Origin of the sequence: Pseudomonas sp. nanlin1 (genome assembly GCF_045571515.1) — a bacterium.
GTDB lineage: Bacteria > Pseudomonadota > Gammaproteobacteria > Pseudomonadales > Pseudomonadaceae > Aquipseudomonas.
On sequence record NZ_CP124218.1, the window covers coordinates 3290887 to 3310683 of the forward strand.

Below are 19797 nucleotides of genomic sequence, written 5' to 3' on the forward strand. Positions count from 1 at the left end.
TAACCCTCCCCCGCTTGCAACCGCTAATTTCCATATTATTAGCGTGGCGGCCCTAGCGGCGTTCCTCACGGATGTAGGGTTCGCCGAGGGCGCCGGGTTGGCTGGCGGATTCGCGTTTGCCCAGGGCAACCCAGACCATCACCAGCAGGGTGACGGCATAGGGTGTCATTTGCACGAAGTATTGCGGCAAGCGTACGCCGGTGGCGGCCAGTTGCGGGATCAGGGCTTCGATGCAGCCGAACAGCAGCGCCCCGGCCAGGGCGCGCCAGGGTGACCAGCGGGCGAAGATGACCAGGGCGACGGCGATCCAGCCGCGGCCGCCGGTCATGTCGGCGATCCACATTTTGGTGCTGAGCACCGAGATGTAGCCGCCCGCCAGGCCGATCAGCGCGGCACCGGCCATGATCGCGGCCAGGCGGTAGCCCAGCACCGAAATGCCAGCGGCGTCGGCCGCTTGTGGGTTTTCCCCGACGGCGCGCAGGCGCAGGCCGGTTTCGCTGCGTTGGAGCAACGCCGTGACGCCCAGAAAGATCAGCGGGGTCATGAACACCAGCGGGTTTTGCATAAACAGCTTGCCCACCAGCGGCAGTTCGGCCAGGGGCCACAGGCTAACGGCGCCGAGGCCGGTGACGGGCTGGTTGGTCCAGCCCAGCAAGGTGCCACACAAGCCGGTCAGGCCCTGGCAGAAAAACACCAGGGTGAGGCCGGCGATCACTTGGTTGATGCGCAGCACAATGACCATCAGGGCGAACAGCAACGACACCAGGCTGGCGGCAAGCATGGCCATGAACAAAGAAATCATCGGCGTGTGGTAGGCCAGTTGGGCGCCAATGCCGGCCAGGGCGCCGACCAGCATCAAGCCTTCGGCGCCCAACGCCAGCACCCCTGCCCGCTCGGTCAGGATCAGGCCCAGCGCGGCCAGGGCGAACGGTACGGCGAAGTCGGGTGAATTGCCCAGCCAGTTGGCAATCAAGTCCATCACTGCACCCCACTCTGAATACGCCGCAGGCGATGACGGATGAAAAAGTCTGAAGAGGCCACGCAGATCACGATGATCGCCTGAACCAGCTGCACCATGGAAAACGGTATCTGGTAGAACACCTGCAAACTGCGCCCGGCGACGAACAGCATCGCGACCAGCAAGGCGACGACCATACAAGCCACTGGATTGTTACGCGCCAGGAAGGCAATCAAGATGCCGGAGAAGCCATAGCCTTGGTAGAACGACTGGGTCAGGCGCCCTTCCTGGCCGGCGGTGACCATAAACCCGGCGATGCCAGCCAGGGCACCGGAGAGCAGCACCGTGCCGACGATGACCTTGCCCACTGGCACCCCCACGGCGCCCGCCACCCGTGGGTTGGCGTCGACGAAGCGCAGGTACAGGCCCGCGCGGGATACGCCGACGAACCACAGTACCAACAGCATCATCAGCAGCGACAAGAGCATCGCCGCGCTGTAGCCGCCGAACAGCTCCGGCAGGCGCTCGAAGGCGCGAAATGGCGGCGAGTAAGGGAAATTGTCGCGCGGGTCTTTCCAGCTGCCGTAGACCAGATGCAGAAGAAAGTTGGCGGCGATGTAGTTGAGCATCAGCGTCGAGATGATTTCGTTGACCTTCAGCCGTAGCTTCAACAGCAAGGGCGCCAGGGTCCAGAGCACGCCGCAGGCCAGCGCCGCGCTGAACATCAGGGGCAAGCGCAAGGCGGTCGGGCCGATGTCGAACAGCGACACCGCCGTGGCGCCAATGGCCCCCCAAATCATCTGGCCTTCCAGGCCCAGGTTCCAGAAGCGCGCACGAAACGCCAGGCAGCCGGCCAGGCCCACCATGATCATGGGCGCGGCCTGAAACAGCACCGCCTTGAAGTTCTGCGGGTCGAGTACGGTGAGCACGACGAACTCGTTGAGCAACTCAGCGGCAGGCACCCCGGCAGCGATCAAGATCGCCGCGGAAATGGCCAGGCCGGCCACCAACGCCAAAGCGATGATCAAAGCCTGCCAAGGCCATGCCAGTTGCTGGCGGATCTCCAGGGTATAACGGCGCGCCAATAGGGCTTGGCGTGGCCGTGGTAGCGGTTGCGCGAGGTCAGTCATGACTCACCATGGCTTTGCCGATCGCTTGGCGGTCGGCCGGGTGGGCAAATTCGGCGACGATCCGCCCGTTGTTCATTACGCCGATGCGGTCGGCCAGCGCCAGCACTTCATCGAGGTCTTCACTGATCACCAGCACCGCTGCACCAGCATCGCGGGCCGCCCGCAGGCGCCCGTGCACGGCCTGAGTGGCGCGGGCGTCGAGGCCACGGCTGGGGCTGTGCACTAACACCAGCTGCGGGTCGCGGCTGAATTCCCGGGCAATCACCAGTTTTTGCGCATTGCCCCCCGACAACAACGCCGCCTTCTGCTGCAACGAGCGCACCCCTTGCACATCGAAAGCGTGCACCGCCTCTGCGGCGTCTTGCTCCAGGCGCTGCTGGCGCAAACGGAAGAACGAGCCGTAGCGACCGCTGTGAATCTGCCCTACCGCGAAGTTCTCGGCGATCGACAAGGCCCCGGCCAAGGCAGCGCCGTAGCGGTCGGCCGGGATCGAAGCAATGCGCAAGGTGCGCCGGACCTCGGCGGACGCACCGCGCAGGTCGCCGAAAGCGGCCAGGTGGATTTCCCCTTCGATGGCCTGGGGCAAGCCCATCAGGGCATTCGCCAACTCACTCTGGCCGTTGCCGCCGACACCGGCGATGCCGTAGATCTGCCCTGCGTGCAGGGTCAGGTCGACCCCCCGCAAGGGGCCCTGGCCGCCGGGCGAACGTACGTCACGCAATACCAGCCGCGCCTCGCCAGGGCTGGCGGGGGGGTGCTCGCCGGGAGGCAGCGACTCGCCCACGGTCAGGCGCACCAATTCCTCTACCGAGACCGCCTTAGGGTCCAGCACCGCCACGGTACGCCCGGCGCGCATCACCGTAACGCGGTCGGCATAACGCGCCACGTCCGCCATCTTATGGGTCACCAAGATCACGGCGGCGCCTTGCCGCGCGAACGCCTGCACGGTGAGCAACAAGCGCTCCGCTTCCAGGTCGGTGAGCACGGCGGTCGGCTCGTCGAGGATGAGGATGCGTGCCCCGGCCAGCAACACTTTGAGGATCTCCACCTGTTGCTGTTCGGCGATCGACAGGTCTTCGACCCGGCGTTGCGGATCGATGGAAAACCCAAGCTCAGCGACCTTGGCCCGAATACGCTCCTCCAGCGCCTGCAAGCGCCGCGAGTAGCTGCCCTGGGCATCGCGCTGGTTGAGGCCGAGCAGAATGTTCTGGGCCACGGTGAACGGCCGCACCAGCTTGAAATGCTGGTGCACCATGCCGATCCGGTGGCGGCTGGCATCCCGAGGCCCGCCGAGGCGCACGGGGTTGTCATCGATCAGCAGGCCGCCGCTCTCCGGCGCATACAAGCCGGCGGCGATATTCATCAAGGACGACTTACCCGCGCCATTTTCGCCAAGCAGCGCGTGCACCTCGCCCCAGCGGGCAGTGAAGTCGGCATCGGTGAGGGCCTTGAAGCCGTCAAAGGACTTGCTGATGGCGGTCAGTTGCAGCGCATTGGCCTGGCTCATTGTTGGCTGGTCACACCTTTGACGAACCAGTCCATTTTCCACAGCTCGGGGTCGGACAAGCTCTCGCCGGCGGCGACGCGCTCTTTGCCGTCGCGGTCGGTGATCGGCCCGCTGTAAATGATTTTCTCGCCTTTGAGCAGCGCCTCGCGAACGGCGTTGATCTTCTGCGTATCGGCTGCGCTGATTTTGTCCCCGGCCGTTAGGGTAATGTCGGTACCGCCCTGCTGCATCGACAACAACGCACCGTTGGCGGCAGGCACCCAGTTACCGGCCATGACTTTCTTCAGCTCAACATCGAGGAAACGGTCCCACACCCACACCGACGAGCAAACCGTAGCCTTGGGTGCGAACTCATGCAGGTTGCGGTGATGGCCGGTGCCCAACACGCCGCGCTCCTGGGCGACGATTTGCGGGGTGGGGGTGTCGACGTGCTGGCCGATCACATCGGCGCCGCTGTCGATCAAGGCCATGGTGGCCGCGCGCTCTTTCACCGGGTCGTTCCAGGCCCCGGTGTAGATCACGTTGACCGTGGCCTTGGGGTTGATTTGCTGGGCACCGAGTTCGAAGGCGTTGACCGTCCAGTTGACTTGGCCAAACGGGTTGGCCGCGACGAAGCCCAGTTTGCCGGATTTGGACGCCGCCCCGGCAGCCATGCCGCACAGGTACTGGCTTTCATAGGTGCGCCCGTAGAAGGATTCCAGGTTAGGTGCATTGGTGGTGCCCGAGCCGTTCAGAAACGCCACTTTGGGGTATTTCTTCGCCAGTTCGAGAAAGGTGTCGGAGTAGCCGAACGCCGTGCCGATGATCACATTGGCCCCACGGGCGATAAGGCGGTCGACCACGGGGGTGATGGACGCGGCATTTTCCGGCACGCTTTCGACGTACTGGATCTTGGTGTCGAGGCTTTTTTCCAACTTCACCCGGGCTTCTTCGAAGGCCTGGGTCCAGCCGCCGTCGTTGCGTGGGCTGATATACACCATGGCAATTTTCGCCGGTTTTTCCAGGGTCAGGCCTTCGGCGTGAGCCCCACAGGAAACCCCCAGGCCTATCAAGGTATAGACGGTCAGCTTGAGCATTCGGTTGAGCATTTTTAGATTCCTGATCAAAAGCCAGCGGCGAACGGAAGGGCAAGTCAGAGCATGAAGTTGATGCGAAAAACGTTCTGTTCCGGGTCCAGGAGCACCGCCTGATACCAGTTGTAATAGGTCAGGTACGGCGCTTTGATCAGGCGTGCGCCCTGCTCCACCGCCAGCGGCACCAGGCGGTCAACCTCGGTTTGCGCCGGCACGTCGATATTGAGGAGAAATTTGCAGCCCGTGGCGTTGGCGAACTCGCCCAGCCCGAGCAATTGGTAGGCTTCGGGGGCATTGAAACCGATGCACGATTTACCGGTATCCAGCCCGCGAAAAATCGGCGAGCGGATCGCAGCGATTTCGCTGAAACCAAACAGCCGAGCGTAAAAATCGCTGAGGGCGACGATGTCCTGAGCGAACACATTGACGTAAGACAACTGGTTCATCTCAAGCCCCCTTGGTGCCGCCAAAGGTCGTCTGCTTGACGAACTTGGACAGTAAATGGTCCCCGGAAGTGACTGCGGCGTGACGCGGCGCTGCCCCGGCAGGTAGGCAACCGGGCAAGCACTCGATCAGGGTGTCGTAGTTGGGCTGATGAAAAAAAACCAGGGACTGGCGGCGGTTGTCCTGGTCACTGGCCGCCGGTGGGTTGACCACCCGGTGCAGGGTGGAAATCCACTGGTCGTTGGTCCATTGCATCATCAGGTCGCCGATGTTCACCACAAAGCCGTTTTCTACATAGGGCACGTCCACCCACTGCCCTTGGCGGTTGCGCACCTGCAAGCCACCCAAGGCGCTGTCGGGGCGTACGATGGTCAGGCTGCCGTAGTCGGTGTGGGCGCTGGCGCGCAGTTGGCCGGCTTCCACCGGCGCCTTGATATCGGGGTAGCTGAGGGTCCGGAACATGCTGATATGGCGGTCGATCTTGTCGTCGAAGAAACGCTCTTCGAGGCCCAACGCCAGGGCAAACAAGCGCATCAGCGACTGTGCCAGGTCACTCATGGCGGCGAAGTAGTCTGCGTAGGCCGCTTGAAAGCCGGGCAGCAGCGCCTCTGGCGGCCACACATTGGGCGCGAAGTGTGGCCCTGCCGCGGCGCAGTGGTAGTAGTCTGCGGCAGGCACCACAATCGGGCCGATGGAAAAGGACTCTTTGAGATCGCCCGGCGCTTGCTCTTCCAGGGAGTACGACAAGCTTTCTTCGGCTACCGCGCTGTAGCCGCGAACCATCTCCGGGCTGGGTCGGTCGACTTTGCGTTTCTCGGCCAGGGGCAGGTCGAAGAACTGCCGAGTCAGGCCTGCGACGCGCTCGATCAACTCGGCGGGAATCTGGTGCTCGGTGATCACCAGAAAACCGATGTCCCTGCAGGCCTGGTTAACCGCTTGTGCCACGGCCGCCTTGCCGTCGGATGTACCGCGAAAATAAGGCGATAGGTCAATGATGGGCACAGATTGCAGAGTCATGCGGCTGATTCCTCTCGCGGCGTGGCACCGTGGACGGTGGGCAGCGAGAGAAAAGCAGAAACTGTGCCAGGCGCCTACAGGCCTGGAAATACGAGGCCTGGGAAGGCGCGCCCGGCTAGATCAGATCAAATGGTCTGAAACAGAGCGCTTGGTTTGAGTGCATGCCGGCAGAACATGCGCAACAACTGCGCAAATTCACAGCCGCGGGCGTACTCCGTTGAGCACCAGTGCCTGCAGGTTCTGCAGCACTTCCTCGAAAAACAGCGGATCGTCGAGGGTGCGCCCAGTGACCGCGTCGATTTGCGCACGGAAGTCGGCGTAGTGCTGGGTGGTGGCCCACAACGAGAAGATCAGATGATGGGGCTCGACCGGGGCCAGCTTGCCACTGTCAATCCACGCCTGAATCACCTGCACTTTGGTTTGCACCAGCGTGCGCAACGGCTGCTGCAACTCCCCCAGCAGCAGCGGCGCGCCCTGGATAATCTCCAGGCAGAACAACCGCGATTCCGCTGGGTGGTCGCGGGACAATTCGAGCTTGATGCGGATGTAATCGGCGATGGCCTGCAGCGGTTCCTGGTCGACACTAAAGCCCAGCAGCGGGCGCAACCAAACGTCCAATAACTGGCGAAGTACGCTGATGTACAGCTCTTCCTTGCTGCTGAAGTAGTACAGCAGGTTGGTCTTGGACACATCGGCCAAGCTGGCGACCTGGTCCAAACTGGTGCCGTGCAGGCCAAAGCGGGAGAAGATCTCCAGAGCGGCATCGAGAATGGCCGTGCGTTTGCTTTCCGTGAGCCGGGTTCGCCGGCTCACGGTGGAGGCGCTGGGCTTGCGGGGTTTTTTCACAGCAGCCTGCACGCCCTTGGCGGCAGCTACCTTTGGCTTGGCGCGGCTGGGCTGGCTGGCAGCGGCTGGCGGTATTGGCGTTTCCTCACTCACGGCATTGACCCAAAGCATTTAGACAGCGGGCACTGTAGCGCGTACCGGGAGATTCTGCGAAACGCCTTTGCAAACACGCGCCCAGCGCTGCGTTGTTTAGCTGCCGTCGCCGCCGTGGGCTTCTTCAAAGAAGTAGTCTTTCCAGCTGCCCGCCTTATTCTTCAGCACACCCAGTTCGTGCAACTGTTCGGCGTAGATAAACGTGCGCTGCGGCACCACCGTGAAGTTGATTTCCGGGTCTTGCACGATACGTTCGACAAAGGCCTCGCTCAAGGTCGACTGCTCGACGCGGATATAGGTCTTGGCCGCGGCGACCTTGTCGGCCTTGATGATCTGCTCGGCTTCGACCAGCGCGTCGTAAAAGGCTTTGTAGGTCTTAGGGTTGGCGTCGTGGAATTTCTCGGTGGTGTACAACACGTTAAAGGTGGCCGGGCCGCCGAGCACGTCATAGGAGCTCAGCACTTTATGCACCTTGGGGTTTTCCAGCGCCTGGTACTGGAACGGCGGGCTGGAGAAATGCGCGTTGATTTCAGAGCCCCCGGCCAGCAACGCGGCGGTGGCATCGGGGTGCGGCACGCTGACGGAAATCGCGTCGAAGCGCTTGAAGTCGGCGGCGCCAAACTCACGGGCCGTCTCGATCTGCAGGGTGCGCGACTGGAAGCCGACGCCGGCGGCCGGCACGGCGATGCGGTCCTTGTCGGTGAAGTCCTTGAGAGTCTTTACCGCCGGGTTGTTGCTCAGCAAGTAGTTGGGCATCGAGCCCAGCGAGGCGATGGCTTTGACATTTTGCCGGCCGCGCGTGCGGTCCCACACCGTCAACATCGGCGGCACGCCAGCCGACACCACGTCCAGGGCGCCCGCCAGCAACGCTTCGTTCATGGCCGTGGCACCGGAAATGCTCCGCCACTCCACGTCGATGTCGACGCCTTGCGCCTTACCGTGTTTTTCGATCAGTTTCTGGTCGCGCACGACATCCAGGATCAAATAGCCAATGCCATATTGCTGGGCGATGCTGAGCTTGCCTTCGGCCTGCGCGGCGCTGCCCAACAGCGCAGACACCAGCCCTAGCGCCAGGGAAATTCGGTTGAGGGTTTTCATCGGGGTTCTCAATCAAGGGATAGAAAGGTCTGGCTGCATTCAGCGCTGCATGCCCCAGCGCTTGACCGTCAGGCGCTCGAACGTGGCGAACAGCAGGTTTTCCACCAGCAGGCCGATGAGAATCACGGCGGCCAAGCCGGCGAACACTTTGTCGGTGTACAGCTCGTTGCGGTTTTGAAAGATGTACCAGCCCAGCCCGCCTTTACCGGAGGATGCACCGAACACCAGCTCAGCGGCGATCAGGGTGCGCCAGGCAAACGCCCAGCCGATTTTCAAACCGGCGAGAATCGACGGCAGCGCCGCCGGGATCAGGATGTACCAGACAAAACGCAGGCCGCGCAGGCCGTAATTGCGCCCCGCCATGCGCTGGGTGTCAGACACGCCCATAAAGCCGGCGTAGGTGTTCAGCGCCAGGGCCCAGAGCACCGAATGCACCAAAACGAAAATCAGGCTGTTCTCGCCCAGGCCGAACCACAGCAGCGACAGCGGCAACAAGGCGATCGCCGGCAGCGGGTTGAACATCGCCGTAAGCGTGCCCAGCAGGTCACGCCCCAGTTGGGTCGAAACCGCCAGGGTAGTTAGGCCAAACGCCAGGAAAATACCGATCAAATAGCCTTTGATCAGCACCGTCAGGGAGATCCACACCTTGCTTAGCAGCTCGCCACTGGCAATGCCGTCGAAAAACGCCTGGGCCGTTTGCAAGAAGCTGGGCAGCAGCAGGTCGTTGTCTTGCCAGCGCGCCGCCAATTCCCAGACTAACGCGAGGGCCAGCAGGATAACGCCCTTGCGCACCCAGCCCTGTTGCCAGATACGTTGCGCAAGGGGGATGTGCCGGGCCAGGTCGGACGCCGTGAAAGGCTCCAGCTGTACTTCATATTCCTGGCGCAGATTCGGGTTCAAACTCATGGACAAATACTCGGTTCGAGGTCAGTAGGCGAGGCGCAGGTGCTGAAAGTCCAGCTCGGGCTCGGTGCCCTCTTCGCCTTCGTCGAACAGCAGCCGGTGGATACGCCGGGCACTGGCCTGAAAGTCCGCGCCGCCCAGGCTCTGCAAGCCGTAGGCATGGCTGTTGATCTCGGCGCGCACGCGCCCTGGGTGGGGCGACAGCAAGAGGATGCGGTTACCGACCACCAGCGCTTCTTCGATGGAGTGGGTGACAAACAGCAAGGTGAAGCGCACCTCCTCCCACAGTTGCAGCAGCTCTTCCTGCATCTTGCGCCGGGTCAGGGCGTCGAGGGCGGCGAACGGCTCGTCCATCAAGAGGATCTTGGGCTGCATGGCCAGGGCCCGGGCAATCGCCACGCGGGCCTTCATGCCGCCGGACAAGGTATGCGGGTAGGCATCGGCAAAGGCGCTCAGGCCGACCTTCTCCAGGTAATAACGGGCACGCTTTTCAGCCTCTGGGCGTTTTAGCGTGCGGGAAGCGAGCAACGGGAACATGACGTTCTGCAGCACGGTTTTCCAGGCCGGCAGTTGGTCGAATTCTTGGAACACCACGATGCGGTCCGGGCCGGGTTGGTCGATGCGCGTGCCACCCAGGCGAATCTCGCCTTCGCTGGGGCGGATAAACCCGGCCACGGCCTTGAGCAGGGTCGACTTGCCGCAGCCCGAAGGGCCCAGCAGCACGAAGCGGTCGCCTTGGTCTACTTCGAAACTCACCTGGTGAGTGGCCCGCACCACCCGCTCCGGGGTGCGGTATTCCAGGCTCACGTCCTTGACCTGGAGCAATACCTCAGGGGTAGCCGTGGTTTCAGAAGTGCTGGCCGTGTGGCCTTGCAGTGCAGCGTTCATCGGTCACTCCTGATCAAAAGGGTGCATCGCCCTGAATGGTGGTGCGGTACAGCTTGCGCCGCAGGTGGTCCGGGCAGCCGGCGGCCAGGTGGATCAGCGAGCGGTTGTCCCAGAACACCAAGTCACGGGCCTGCCATTGATGGCGGTAGACGTGTTCCGGGCGCACGCTGTGGGCGTACAGTTGGTCGAGCAGGTCACGGCTCTCGTCAGCGGGCAGCCCCACGATGTGGGTGGTGAAGCCTTCACTGACGAACAGCGCTTGGCGGCCATTCTCTGGGTGGGTACGGACCACCGGATGGGTGACCGTGACCACCTGAGCCAATTGTTCATCGGTCAGTTTCGGGCGCCAGTTGGCGGCGTTTTTGCCCTCGCTGTAGCGCGCGGTGTAGGAATGCACTGCCGAACGCCCGCGCACCGCTTCACGCAACTCAGTCGGCAGCGTGTCCCAGGCCTTGTGCAGGTCGGCGAACAGGGTGTCGCCGCCCTCACTGGGCAGCTCCTGGGCATGCAGCATCGAGCCCAGGCTGGGCAATTCTTTGTACGACAGGTCGGAGTGCCAATACTTGCCCGCGTCGCCAAGCCCTACCGGCTGACCGTTTTCGACGATGTTGGAGACGATCAGAATTTCCGGGTGCCCGGCCAGGAGAAATTGCTTGAGCACATGGATTTGCAGCACGCCGAACCGGCGGCTGAAGTCGATCTGCTGTTGCGGCGTGATGCGCTGGTCGCGGAACACCACCACGTGGTAATCCAGGTGGGCGCGATGGACGCGGGCGAAATCCGCCTCGTTGAGTGGCTGGGACAGGTCCAGGCCGATGATTTCAGCACCGACGGCACCCGCCAGCGGGCGTACCTCGAAATCCTGGGCAGCGGGTGCGACTAAAGACAATGCGGGCATGTTGGGCTCCGGCTCACGGTTAATACGGCATAAGCCCAACTTTATAGATATAAGAGGAGTTAAATAAATACCTTTATAGAATAAGCATACAACAAATAATTGTTACCTCTCCCAGGCTGCCGGCTCGATCTTCAACCCATGCCGCCCTTGGTAGGCGGCTCGCTTCGGCGAACTCCAGCCAGTTAACAGAGCCGCATCGAGGTCATAGATTTCCACGCCCAGAGGCCGACATACGCTCAGCGGGTCTTGCGCCTCTGGCCCCCACATGGGCAGGGACAGGTCGCCGCCCGGGCAGGTCGACAGTGCGCACAGCAGGTCGATTTCGGCGAAAAACTCCAGGTAGTCGCCCTGCTGCGCCGGGCAGGCCTTCATAAAGTACAGGTCGTCATGGTTCAGGCCCGTGCATTGAAAAATGTTCAACACGTCATGCACATCGAACTCGGTCAAGCCGTGGGGCAATACAGCACGGGTGAGGTTGGAGTGGCAGTGATGGTGGAAGTCTTCGCCCGTGAGCATCTTGTTGACGTAAGGATCGCAGCGGGTGCCGAGCAGATCGTGCAAACGCCCGCCATGTTCGTCGGTGCCATAGGCCGCCAGGCTATCGTCGGTGATGGTCACCAGTGGCCGCAGAAACGGCAGGTTCGACCAGAGCCGGTCGTGGGTGCTCACGTGGGCCCCTTGCAACTGCCGGGTTCGCGCGGCCCATAAGCGCTCACGGGGGTCGTCGGCATTCCATACGTTGAAGTCACCCACCTGCGGCCCAACCGGGGTGGTCACACGAAACACCTGACCGGCCTTTACGTGCCAGGCGCGCCCGGTGCGGATAGGCACTTCGAACTGCTCGACCAATTGGCGCGCCTCTTGCCGTTGGCGAATACGCTCATAGAAGGCCGTATCCACTTGTAGGGCTGAGCCTTTGCTGACCTGATAGGCCGCAGGGTAATCCTTGTACATGGGGTGCACCTTTGGGTTAGGAAGGTAAACATCTGCCTGAGTAGCTGTTTTAACCCATAGCGCAGCCGTTGTAACCCCGCGAATCTGTCATGCAGATTGCACAATCTGGCCTCGGCGGCCTGATAAACTGGCGGCTACCTCACTGCCGGCCATCGAGAACGCCCCATGTCTGAAAAGCACCCGCTCGACCCCCTCGCCAAACGCTTCCTCGGTAAGCGCGCCAGTGCATTGGAACCCGAAGAAACCCACGTACTGGAGCAGATCATGGGGCGCCGGCCCACTAGCCGCGACGCGGCGGATGCCTCGGACGAAGCCTCCTCGTTTGGTGAGCGGCTGTCCGACCGGGTCGCAGCGGTAGGCGGCTCGTGGGCGTTTATCATCACCTTCACGGTGATCCTGCTGGTGTGGATGCTGCTCAATTCCGATGTGCTCAACCACTTCGGGCTAGTCTTCGACCCCTACCCGTACATTTTCCTCAACCTGATGCTGTCCACGGTGGCCGCGATCCAGGCGCCGGTGATCATGATGAGCCAGAACCGCCAATCGGCGAAAGACCGCCTGGCCGCCAGCCTGGACTTCGAAGTGAACCTGCGCGCCGAGCTGGAAATCATGCGCCTGCATGAAAAAATCGACAGCGCCATCATCGAGCGCCTGGACCGCATCATGCTTCGCCTTGAGTCGGGCCAGGCCTTGTCCGCCGAGGCTAAACCACCCGCGCCGGCACCCTGAATTCAGCCGCGAGAGCCATAGGGCGCACATCCCAATTGAGCTAAATCGGTTCTGCGCCTGTCAGACTACCCAAGCAGTTACTTTTCACCTGTCTCAAGGGAGTCCGAAGTATGAGCGATCTCGCATTAGTGGTTGGCGCCAGCGGTATCATTGGCAGTGCCACCGTCGCTGAACTCAAGGCCCAACAACGCCCTGTCGCTGGGCTGTCGCGTAAACCAACGCAGACGCCTGGCGTGACTGCCGTCGCCGCTGACCTGCACGACCCGGCATCGTTACAGCAGGCTCTGCAAGGCTTAAAGCCGACCGCAGTCTATTTCACCACCTGGGCACGCCAGGCTACCGAAGCAGAGAACATTCGGGTCAACGCCGCCATGGTGCGCAACCTGCTCGACGCTGTCCGCCCGGCAGGCAGCGTCAAGCATGTGGGCTTGGTGACCGGGCTTAAGCACTACCTGGGCCCGTTCGAGGCCTACGGCAAAGGGCACATGCCAGCCACGCCGTTCCGTGAAGAGCAAGGCCGTCTAGACGTCGAGAACTTCTATTACGCCCAGGAAGATGAAGTGTTCAGCGCCGCCGAGCGCGACGGTTTCACCTGGAGCGTGCACCGCCCCCATACCATCACTGGCGTGGCCGTTGGCAATGCAATGAACATGGCCACCACCCTGGCCGTCTATGCCTCGGTGTGTAAAGCCACCGGCCGGCCGTTCGTGTTTCCCGGCTCGCAGGTGCAGTGGGACAGCCTCACCGACATGACCGATGCGCGCATGGTCGCCCGCCAACTACTGTGGGCCACCGACACCCCGGCAGCCGCCAATCAAGCGTTCAACATCACCAACGGTGACGTGTTCCGCTGGAAATGGATGTGGAGCCGGATTGCCGAGTGGTTTGGCCTAGAGGCCGCGCCCTTCCCTAGCCAAGTCTCGCCGTTGGAACAACAAATGGCCGGTGACGCTGCAACCTGGCAGAAGATCGCCCAGGAGCATGGCTTGGCCGAACCTGAGATCGACCGCTTAGTCTCGCCTTGGCACACCGACGCCGACCTGGGCCGCCCCATTGAGGTGGTCACGGACCTGTCGAAGAGCCGCGCGTTGGGCTTTCTCGACTACCAGGCCAGCGACCAAGCGTTTTTCAAAGTGTTCGAACAGTTGCGTAAAGATCGCCTGATCCCATAGGCGCACAACATGGCGGCGGGCAATCCGCCGCCATCGCCAGGCAAACCTTTACAGCGCGGCATGCACTTGCGGCATCGCCGAAGAATGGTGGTTGATGATCTTCCACTCACCATTGACCCGCTCATAAATGAACGAATAACGCGCCTGGACCCTACGGGTGGAGCCATCGGCGGCCGTCAGGTTGAAGGTGTAGACGCCGCTGTCCATGGCCGAATCGGCGCCCATATGGCGGATGAGCCGATAGTTGATTTGCCCAACCGGTTTATTGGCCAGGAAATGGTCGAAGTAATCGCTGATCGACTCAGGCGTGGTGCGCACCTCATTCGACACAGTGGGCTGCAAGATCGCGTCCGGTGCATACAGCGCCGCCACCTTTTGCGAATCGCCAGTCTTCAGTGCCGCGTTCCAGCGGTCGAACAAATCAGCCACTTCCCGGTCCTTGGCGCTTACCGGCTGCTCGGCGATTGTGGTATACACACGGCCCAATGGCTCGTCAGCATGGCTCAGTGGAGCGATGCTCAACGGCGCGATCAAAGCGAACATCAGGGCGGTGGCGCGGGTTTTGTTCAGTTGCATGCTTGAGTACCTCAGTGGCTTGATGGCGCTCATTTTGCCCAGCCTGCCAACCTGGGCCATCGGCCAGTTGGTCCTCAAGGCCTATGCCATTTGGCAGATAGGCAGGCCAGCGTGGACCGGGTTCAATGCTGTCATTGAGCCACGCGTCGCCCTTAGCTGGAGTTTCCCATGCACAACCCGCCGCTTGACCCCTCCAGTGCCCTGGCCCTGCGTTCGCAGTACCGTCAGTGGGAAAGCCGTGCGGCGCGCTTGCGCTTATTAGTCGACACCGGCCAGGAACTCACCCAGTTACCGCCAGCCGCCATGCGCCAGAAGGTCTTGCAGCGGGCCTGTGGTTTCGTGGCCATGGACCATGGCGTGCTCATGGAATGGAGCGCCACCCAGACGCCTCAGCCCAGCGCCCGGCACGGCAGCCCGGAACGCCTGGAACCCCTCATGGGCCTGCAAGGCCTCGACCAGCCAGGCAGCGAGTGGCTGAGCCAGGCACCTGCCGCACTCCCCAGTGTCCTGCGGGTGCCCCTGCTGGCGGCCGATGGCAAACCCTTCGGCGCCCTGCTGCTGGGCAACAGCGTCGCTATCGCCGCGCCAGACGCCGAAGACCTGGAGTCGCTGCAACTGCTGGCCACCCTGCTGGCGGCGCACTTGGAGAACAACCGCCTGCTGGCCGCCTTGAGCGAGCGCGAGCGGATCATGTCCGAGCTGGTCCATCGGCTGTTCACCGCGCAGGAAGATGAGCGCAAGCGCGTCGCCTACGACTTGCACGATGGCCTGGCACAGACTCTGGCCGGCCTGCATCAACGGCTGCAAGGCTTCGCAGGCCGTTGCCCGGCTCTGCCGGCGCAATTGTCGGTTGAGCTGCAGACCATCCTGGGCTTGGCCCAACGCTGCGTCGGTGAAGGCCGCCAGGTGATCAAAGGCTTGCGCCCTTCTGTGCTGGATGACTTCGGCCTGCTGCAAGCCATCGACAAAGAAGCCGACCGCCTGCGCGAAGCCGGTTGCCCTGTGCGCTGGAGCGCAAGGCTGAGCACACGCTTGCCGGACAACGTCGAGATCGCGCTGTTTCGCATTGCCCAGGAATGCATCAATAATATTCTCAAGCATGCCGGGCCCTGCCGCGTCAGCTTCGGCCTGGCGCTACACGAAGGCCAGGCGTGCCTGCTGGTGCGCGACGACGGCGTGGGTTTTGACATGCGCAAACAGGCCGCCAGCGAACGCGGTCACAGCCTTGGCCTGGCGGCCATGTGCGAACGCGCCAACCTGCTGGGGGGGCGCCTGGTGTGCGTCAGTGAACCTGGCAAAGGCACGGAAATTCGTGCCACCGTACCCATGAGCGAAGGGCAGGACAAATCATGAACACACCGATCAGGCTGGTGCTGGCCGACGACCATGAAGTCACCCGCGAAGGGTTTGTCTCGTTGCTGGCTGGGCACCCCGAATTCACCGTGGTGGGCCAGGCCGCTGATGGCCAGCAGGCCCTGGAGCTGTGCGAACAGCTACTTCCCGATATCGCCATTCTCGACATCCGCATGCCGCTGCTCAATGGGTTGGGGGCCGCGCGCCTGCTGCAACAGAAGTTGCCCCAGGTAAAAGTGGTGATGTTTACCATGGACGACAGCCCCGACCACTTGGAGGCCGCGATCGCTGCGGGCGCCGTGGGTTACCTGCTCAAAGACGCCAGCCGCGAGGAAATGCTCGATGCCCTGCGGCGGGTGGTCGCCGGGGAAGAAGCCTTGAATAGCGCGGTCAGCGCACGCTTGCTGCGCCGTATCGCCGAGCGCAGCGCCAGCGGTGGCATCGCCCAGGAAGTCCTCACCGAGCGCGAACGGCAGGTATTGGGCCTGGTCGCCGGGGGCTTCAGTAACCGCGAGATCGGGGAAAAACTCGGCATCGCCACAGGCACCGTCAAGGCCCACGTGGAGCGGGTGATTGGCAAACTCGGGGCAGCCGACCGCACCCAGGCCGCCGTGCGCGGGATCGCCATTGGCATCATTGCCCAGCCGGCCACGCACTGGTGACCCCGCACACGCCAGGGTGGCGCGGCAGCCGCTGGTCCGAGTTGTCCCTGCGCGGCAAAGCGCTGCTGGCGATTTCCCTGCCCCTGGTGGTCTTGCTCTCCTCCCTGGTGCTGATCTTCCTCGCCGAACGCCAGACCACCCGCGCCGAAGAAGACGTACGCCGGGTGCTGCTGGTACAAGGCGATATCCAGGCCGTGCACACCCTCCTGGCCGAAGCAGTGGCCGGCGTACGCGGTTATCTGTTGACCCGCCGCGAGGACTTCTTGCCCGCCTACCTGCGGGCCGACGAGCAGATTCATTTGGCCCTGCACCGCCTGGACACAAATGTTCGTGATGAACAAATGCGCGCCTACCTGCAACGAATCACCCCGCTGATCCAAACCAAGCTCGAAGGGCTGGCCCAGTTGCACGCGGGGCTGGCCGACAACAGCGCTGAAGTCACCGCCATTTTGATCGACAACAAGCGTGTGCTCGACGAACTACGCGGCCTGATCAGCAGCATGCGCATCCGCGAAGACGCGCTGCTCGCCGAGCGCACGGCGGCGGCCGCCGACACCCGCCAACGCCTGCTACTGGCAACCCTGCTAGCCGCTGGCTGCGGCCTGTTCGGTGCCATTGGCGCGGTCCTGTTGCTGTTCAGAGGCATTGTGGTGCGGGTGCAGCGGGTGCAACGCAACGCCGAGCGTTTGGCCCTGGGCCAACCGTTACTGCCGCAGCCGCCAGAAAGCGATGAGGTGGGCCAATTGGGCACCCGCCTGGTGGAAGCCGGGCAACTGCTGGCCGAACGCGAGCGTGCCCTGCGCGATAACGAAGAACGCCTGCGCCTGATCATCGAAGGCGTGAAGGACTACGGTATCTTCGCCCTGGACGCCGACGGCTATGTCACCACCTGGAATGCCGGGGCCGAGCGCATCAAGGGCTACACCGAACAAGAGATCCTCGGCCAGCACTTCTCGCTGTTCTACCTGCCGCAAGAGTGCCCGCAGCATCCTGAGTTCGCCTTACGCCAGGCGATAGACACCGGCCATTACATGGAGGAAGGCTGGCGCCAGCGCAAAGACGCTTCGCGCTTCTGGGCCAGCGTGGTGATCACCGCGCAATATGACCAAAATGGCACCCTGCGCGGTTTTTCTAAAATCACCCGCGACATCACCGACCGCCGCGCCGCGGAAATCGCGCTGGGCAATGCCCGTGAAGAAGCCGAACGCGCCAGCCGGGCCAAAAGTGAGTTCCTCTCACGCATGAGCCACGAGTTGCGCACCCCGCTCAATGCGATCCTGGGCTTCGCCCAATTGCTGGAGATGGAATCGCCCGCCGGCCAGCGGCCCCAGGTCAAACACATACTCGGTGCCGGCCAGCACTTGCTGACGCTGATCAACGAGGTGCTGGATATTAGCCGGATCGAAGCCGGGCGGCTGCCGCTGAGCTTGCACGACATCGCCCTGTGGGGCGCCTTGAACGAAGCCCTGACCCTGGTCTCGCCCATGGCCAGCGAAGCCCACATCCGCTTGCTGCCGGTGCCGCCGCTGGCGCCCCAGTGCGGCGTACGTGCCGATCGCCAGCGCCTGATCCAGGTCTTGCTCAACCTGTTGTCCAACGCCATCAAGTACAACAAGCCAGGCGGTGAAGTGCGGATCGAGGTGAGCGTGCGCGCCGAACGGGTGGCGGTGGCGGTCCGTGACACCGGCCCAGGCATCGCCCTGGACCGCCTCGACCGCTTGTTCCGCCCGTTCGAACGGCTGGACGCCGACCCGCGGGTGGAAGGCACCGGCCTGGGCCTGGCCTTGAGCAAAAGCCTGATGCAAGCCATGGACGGCCAGCTAACGGTCCTTAGCCAGCCCGGCCAGGGCTGCTGCTTTACCCTGGAACTGCCTTTCGTGGCGGTGACCAGCGAGCAGCACGACGGCGCCGAGGCTCTGCCGTTCGAGCCACGGCCAAGCCTGCCAGCGCCGGCGGTCAAGTATCATGCACGGCTGTTGTGCATCGAAGACAACCTGGCCAGCCTGGCCTTGATCGAAACGGTATTGCAGCGCCGGCCGGGCATCGAACTGCTGTCAAGCATGCAAGGGCAAATGGGCCTGGACTTGGCGCGCCAGCATCGGCCACAGTTGATTCTGCTCGATGCCGACTTGCCGGACCTCGCTGGGGTCGACGTCCTGCAGCGGCTGCGCAGTTACCCAGGGACCGCCGAGGTGCCGGTGCTGATGTTCAGTACCGACGGCAGCGATGCCACCCGCCAGCGCCTATGCGCCGCAGGCGCCACTGATGTATTGACCCGCCCTATTCGTATTCCGGCGTTCCTGGCCCACCTGGACCGTCACCTGCAGGAGCCATCATGAACCGAGACTTTCGTATCCTGATCGTCGACGACCAGCGCACCAACCTCGAGTTGATGGAGCAGCTTCTGGCCCGCGAAGGCCTGCACGATGTCCTCAGCAGCACCCAGCCGCTGCGCACCCTGGAGCTGTTCAACAGCTTCGAGCCGGATTTGGTCATTCTCGACCTGCACATGCCCGAGTTCGACGGCTTTGCCGTGCTCGAACAGTTGAACCGGCGGATCCCGGCCAACGATTACCTGCCGGTGCTGGTACTGACTGCCGACGCCACCCGCGAAACGCGCCTGCGCGCCCTGGCCCTGGGTGCGCGAGACTTCATCAGCAAACCCCTGGACGCCCTGGAGACCATGCTGCGGGTGTGGAACCTGCTGGAAACTCGCGCCCTCTACAAAACACTGCGTACGCTCATACCGGCCACCGACATCGAGCTGATCAAGCCTGGGAGAGCGGCCCAATGACGTCGCCTTCGGCGCGGTCGCGCAAATGCGGGTTAAGGCGGTACTCCAGCCAGGCCAGCCCACGCACCACCAGAAAATTCAGCACCAGGTAGATCAGCGCCGCGCACATAAACACTTCCATGGTGCGGTAGCTGCGCTGGATGATCTGCTGGGCGACCCCGGTGACGTCCCACACCGTGACCAGACTGGCCAGCGCGGTGGACTTGACCAGCAACACCGCTTCGGTGGAATACGCCGGCAACGCCTGGCGCAGGGTGATCGGCGCGATGATCCGGTAAAGCAAGGTCCACGGCGACATGCCCATGGCCCGCGCCGCCTCGACCTGCCCTGGCGGCACCGCCAACAGCCCGCCGCGAATGATCTCGGCGGTGTAGCCCGCCGTGCACAACGCCAGGGAGATGACAGCGCAGCCATAGGGCGACTTAAGCACGGTCCAGGCGAAACTCTCACGCACCGCCGGAAACTGCCCCAGCCCGTAGTAGATCAGGAACATCTGAATCAGCAGCGGCGTCCCGCGAAACAGCAGGATATAGCCGCGCGCGGGATAGCTGAGGAACCACCAACGGCTGACCCGCAGGCTGACCACCGCGCACGATAACAACAAGCCCAAGGCCAGAGAACTGAAAAACAGCCCCAGGGTGGTTGGCAGTGCTGCGAGTAATTTGAGTAACGTGTCGCCGAGAAAAGCCAAATCGATCATCG

General features: G+C 62.8%; 20 protein-coding genes. 6 read left to right on the forward strand and 14 right to left on the reverse strand.

The window, feature by feature from the left end; translation table 11 throughout:
- Window positions 1-52: 52 nt before the first annotated feature.
- The 12 genes from QCL65_RS15180 to QCL65_RS15235 form a co-directional block, all read right to left on the reverse strand.
- A complete protein-coding gene (locus QCL65_RS15180) occupies window positions 53-979 on the reverse strand; it encodes an ABC transporter permease (RefSeq protein ID WP_407310003.1) in 927 nt (308 codons plus the stop codon).
- Complete coding sequence (locus QCL65_RS15185) at window positions 979-2088, reverse strand: ABC transporter permease (RefSeq protein ID WP_407310004.1); 1110 nt, start codon at window positions 2086-2088, stop codon at window positions 979-981. Before QCL65_RS15185 ends, QCL65_RS15180 begins: the two co-directional genes overlap by 1 nt.
- Complete coding sequence (locus QCL65_RS15190; protein WP_407310006.1) at window positions 2081-3595, reverse strand: ABC transporter ATP-binding protein; 1515 nt, start codon at window positions 3593-3595, stop codon at window positions 2081-2083. Before QCL65_RS15190 ends, QCL65_RS15185 begins: the two co-directional genes overlap by 8 nt.
- Window positions 3592-4671 (reverse strand): BMP family ABC transporter substrate-binding protein, encoded by a 1080-nt coding sequence (locus QCL65_RS15195; protein ID WP_407316870.1) that lies wholly within the window; start codon window positions 4669-4671, stop codon window positions 3592-3594. Before QCL65_RS15195 ends, QCL65_RS15190 begins: the two co-directional genes overlap by 4 nt.
- Before the next feature lie 56 nt (window positions 4672-4727).
- Complete coding sequence (locus QCL65_RS15200) at window positions 4728-5114, reverse strand: glyoxalase (RefSeq protein WP_407310008.1); 387 nt, start codon at window positions 5112-5114, stop codon at window positions 4728-4730.
- Window position 5115: 1 nt separating this feature from the next.
- Window positions 5116-6129: an isopenicillin N synthase family dioxygenase gene (locus QCL65_RS15205; RefSeq protein ID WP_407310010.1), complete on the reverse strand. Its 1014-nt coding sequence runs from the start codon at window positions 6127-6129 to the stop codon at window positions 5116-5118.
- 195 nt (window positions 6130-6324) lie between these two features.
- Window positions 6325-7068, reverse strand: a complete 744-nt coding sequence (gene rutR, locus QCL65_RS15210; protein ID WP_407310012.1) for an HTH-type transcriptional regulator RutR — start codon at window positions 7066-7068, stop codon at window positions 6325-6327.
- Between the two features lie 96 nt (window positions 7069-7164).
- The gene (locus tag QCL65_RS15215) at window positions 7165-8166 is read right to left on the reverse strand and encodes an ABC transporter substrate-binding protein (RefSeq protein ID WP_407310014.1); all 1002 of its coding nucleotides are present in this window, start codon (window positions 8164-8166) and stop codon (window positions 7165-7167) included.
- Between the two features lie 39 nt (window positions 8167-8205).
- Complete coding sequence (locus QCL65_RS15220; RefSeq protein WP_407310016.1) at window positions 8206-9072, reverse strand: ABC transporter permease; 867 nt, start codon at window positions 9070-9072, stop codon at window positions 8206-8208.
- 21 nt (window positions 9073-9093) lie between these two features.
- Window positions 9094-9957, reverse strand: coding sequence for an ABC transporter ATP-binding protein (locus tag QCL65_RS15225; protein ID WP_407310018.1), 864 nt, complete (start codon window positions 9955-9957; stop codon window positions 9094-9096).
- A 13-nt stretch (window positions 9958-9970) separates the two neighbouring features.
- Window positions 9971-10855, reverse strand: coding sequence for a TauD/TfdA dioxygenase family protein (locus QCL65_RS15230; RefSeq protein ID WP_407310020.1), 885 nt, complete (start codon window positions 10853-10855; stop codon window positions 9971-9973).
- A gap of 102 nt (window positions 10856-10957) precedes the next feature.
- Window positions 10958-11809 carry an urea carboxylase-associated family protein gene (locus QCL65_RS15235; RefSeq protein ID WP_407310022.1) on the reverse strand — a complete coding sequence of 284 codons (852 nt, stop codon included), beginning with the start codon at window positions 11807-11809 and terminating at the stop codon, window positions 10958-10960.
- 165 nt (window positions 11810-11974) lie between these two features.
- Here QCL65_RS15235 and QCL65_RS15240 point away from each other — a divergent pair, with 165 nt between their 5' ends.
- Window positions 11975-12538 carry a DUF1003 domain-containing protein gene (locus tag QCL65_RS15240; protein ID WP_407310024.1) on the forward strand — a complete coding sequence of 188 codons (564 nt, stop codon included), beginning with the start codon at window positions 11975-11977 and terminating at the stop codon, window positions 12536-12538.
- 110 nt (window positions 12539-12648) lie between these two features.
- Window positions 12649-13710, forward strand: coding sequence for an SDR family oxidoreductase (locus QCL65_RS15245; RefSeq protein WP_407310026.1), 1062 nt, complete (start codon window positions 12649-12651; stop codon window positions 13708-13710).
- A gap of 48 nt (window positions 13711-13758) precedes the next feature.
- Here the strand turns inward: QCL65_RS15245 and QCL65_RS15250 are convergent, their stop codons facing one another.
- Complete coding sequence (locus QCL65_RS15250; protein WP_407310029.1) at window positions 13759-14286, reverse strand: SgcJ/EcaC family oxidoreductase; 528 nt, start codon at window positions 14284-14286, stop codon at window positions 13759-13761.
- 168 nt (window positions 14287-14454) lie between these two features.
- Between QCL65_RS15250 and QCL65_RS15255 the strand changes: the two genes are divergently transcribed.
- Genes QCL65_RS15255 through QCL65_RS15270 form a run of 4 tightly spaced genes read left to right on the forward strand, consistent with a single transcriptional unit; the run spans window position 14455 to window position 19095 of the window.
- Window positions 14455-15639 carry a sensor histidine kinase gene (locus QCL65_RS15255; protein ID WP_407310031.1) on the forward strand — a complete coding sequence of 395 codons (1185 nt, stop codon included), beginning with the start codon at window positions 14455-14457 and terminating at the stop codon, window positions 15637-15639.
- Window positions 15636-16301: a response regulator gene (locus tag QCL65_RS15260; protein ID WP_407310033.1), complete on the forward strand. Its 666-nt coding sequence runs from the start codon at window positions 15636-15638 to the stop codon at window positions 16299-16301. Before QCL65_RS15255 ends, QCL65_RS15260 begins: the two co-directional genes overlap by 4 nt.
- Window positions 16298-18640 (forward strand): ATP-binding protein, encoded by a 2343-nt coding sequence (locus tag QCL65_RS15265; RefSeq protein WP_407310035.1) that lies wholly within the window; start codon window positions 16298-16300, stop codon window positions 18638-18640. Before QCL65_RS15260 ends, QCL65_RS15265 begins: the two co-directional genes overlap by 4 nt.
- The gene (locus QCL65_RS15270) at window positions 18637-19095 is read left to right on the forward strand and encodes a response regulator (protein ID WP_407310037.1); all 459 of its coding nucleotides are present in this window, start codon (window positions 18637-18639) and stop codon (window positions 19093-19095) included. Before QCL65_RS15265 ends, QCL65_RS15270 begins: the two co-directional genes overlap by 4 nt.
- Here QCL65_RS15270 and QCL65_RS15275 read toward each other — a convergent pair.
- A complete protein-coding gene (locus QCL65_RS15275) occupies window positions 19070-19795 on the reverse strand; it encodes an ABC transporter permease (RefSeq protein ID WP_407310039.1) in 726 nt (241 codons plus the stop codon). The genes QCL65_RS15270 and QCL65_RS15275 overlap by 26 nt on opposite strands.
- Between the last annotated feature and the right edge of the window lie 2 nt (window positions 19796-19797).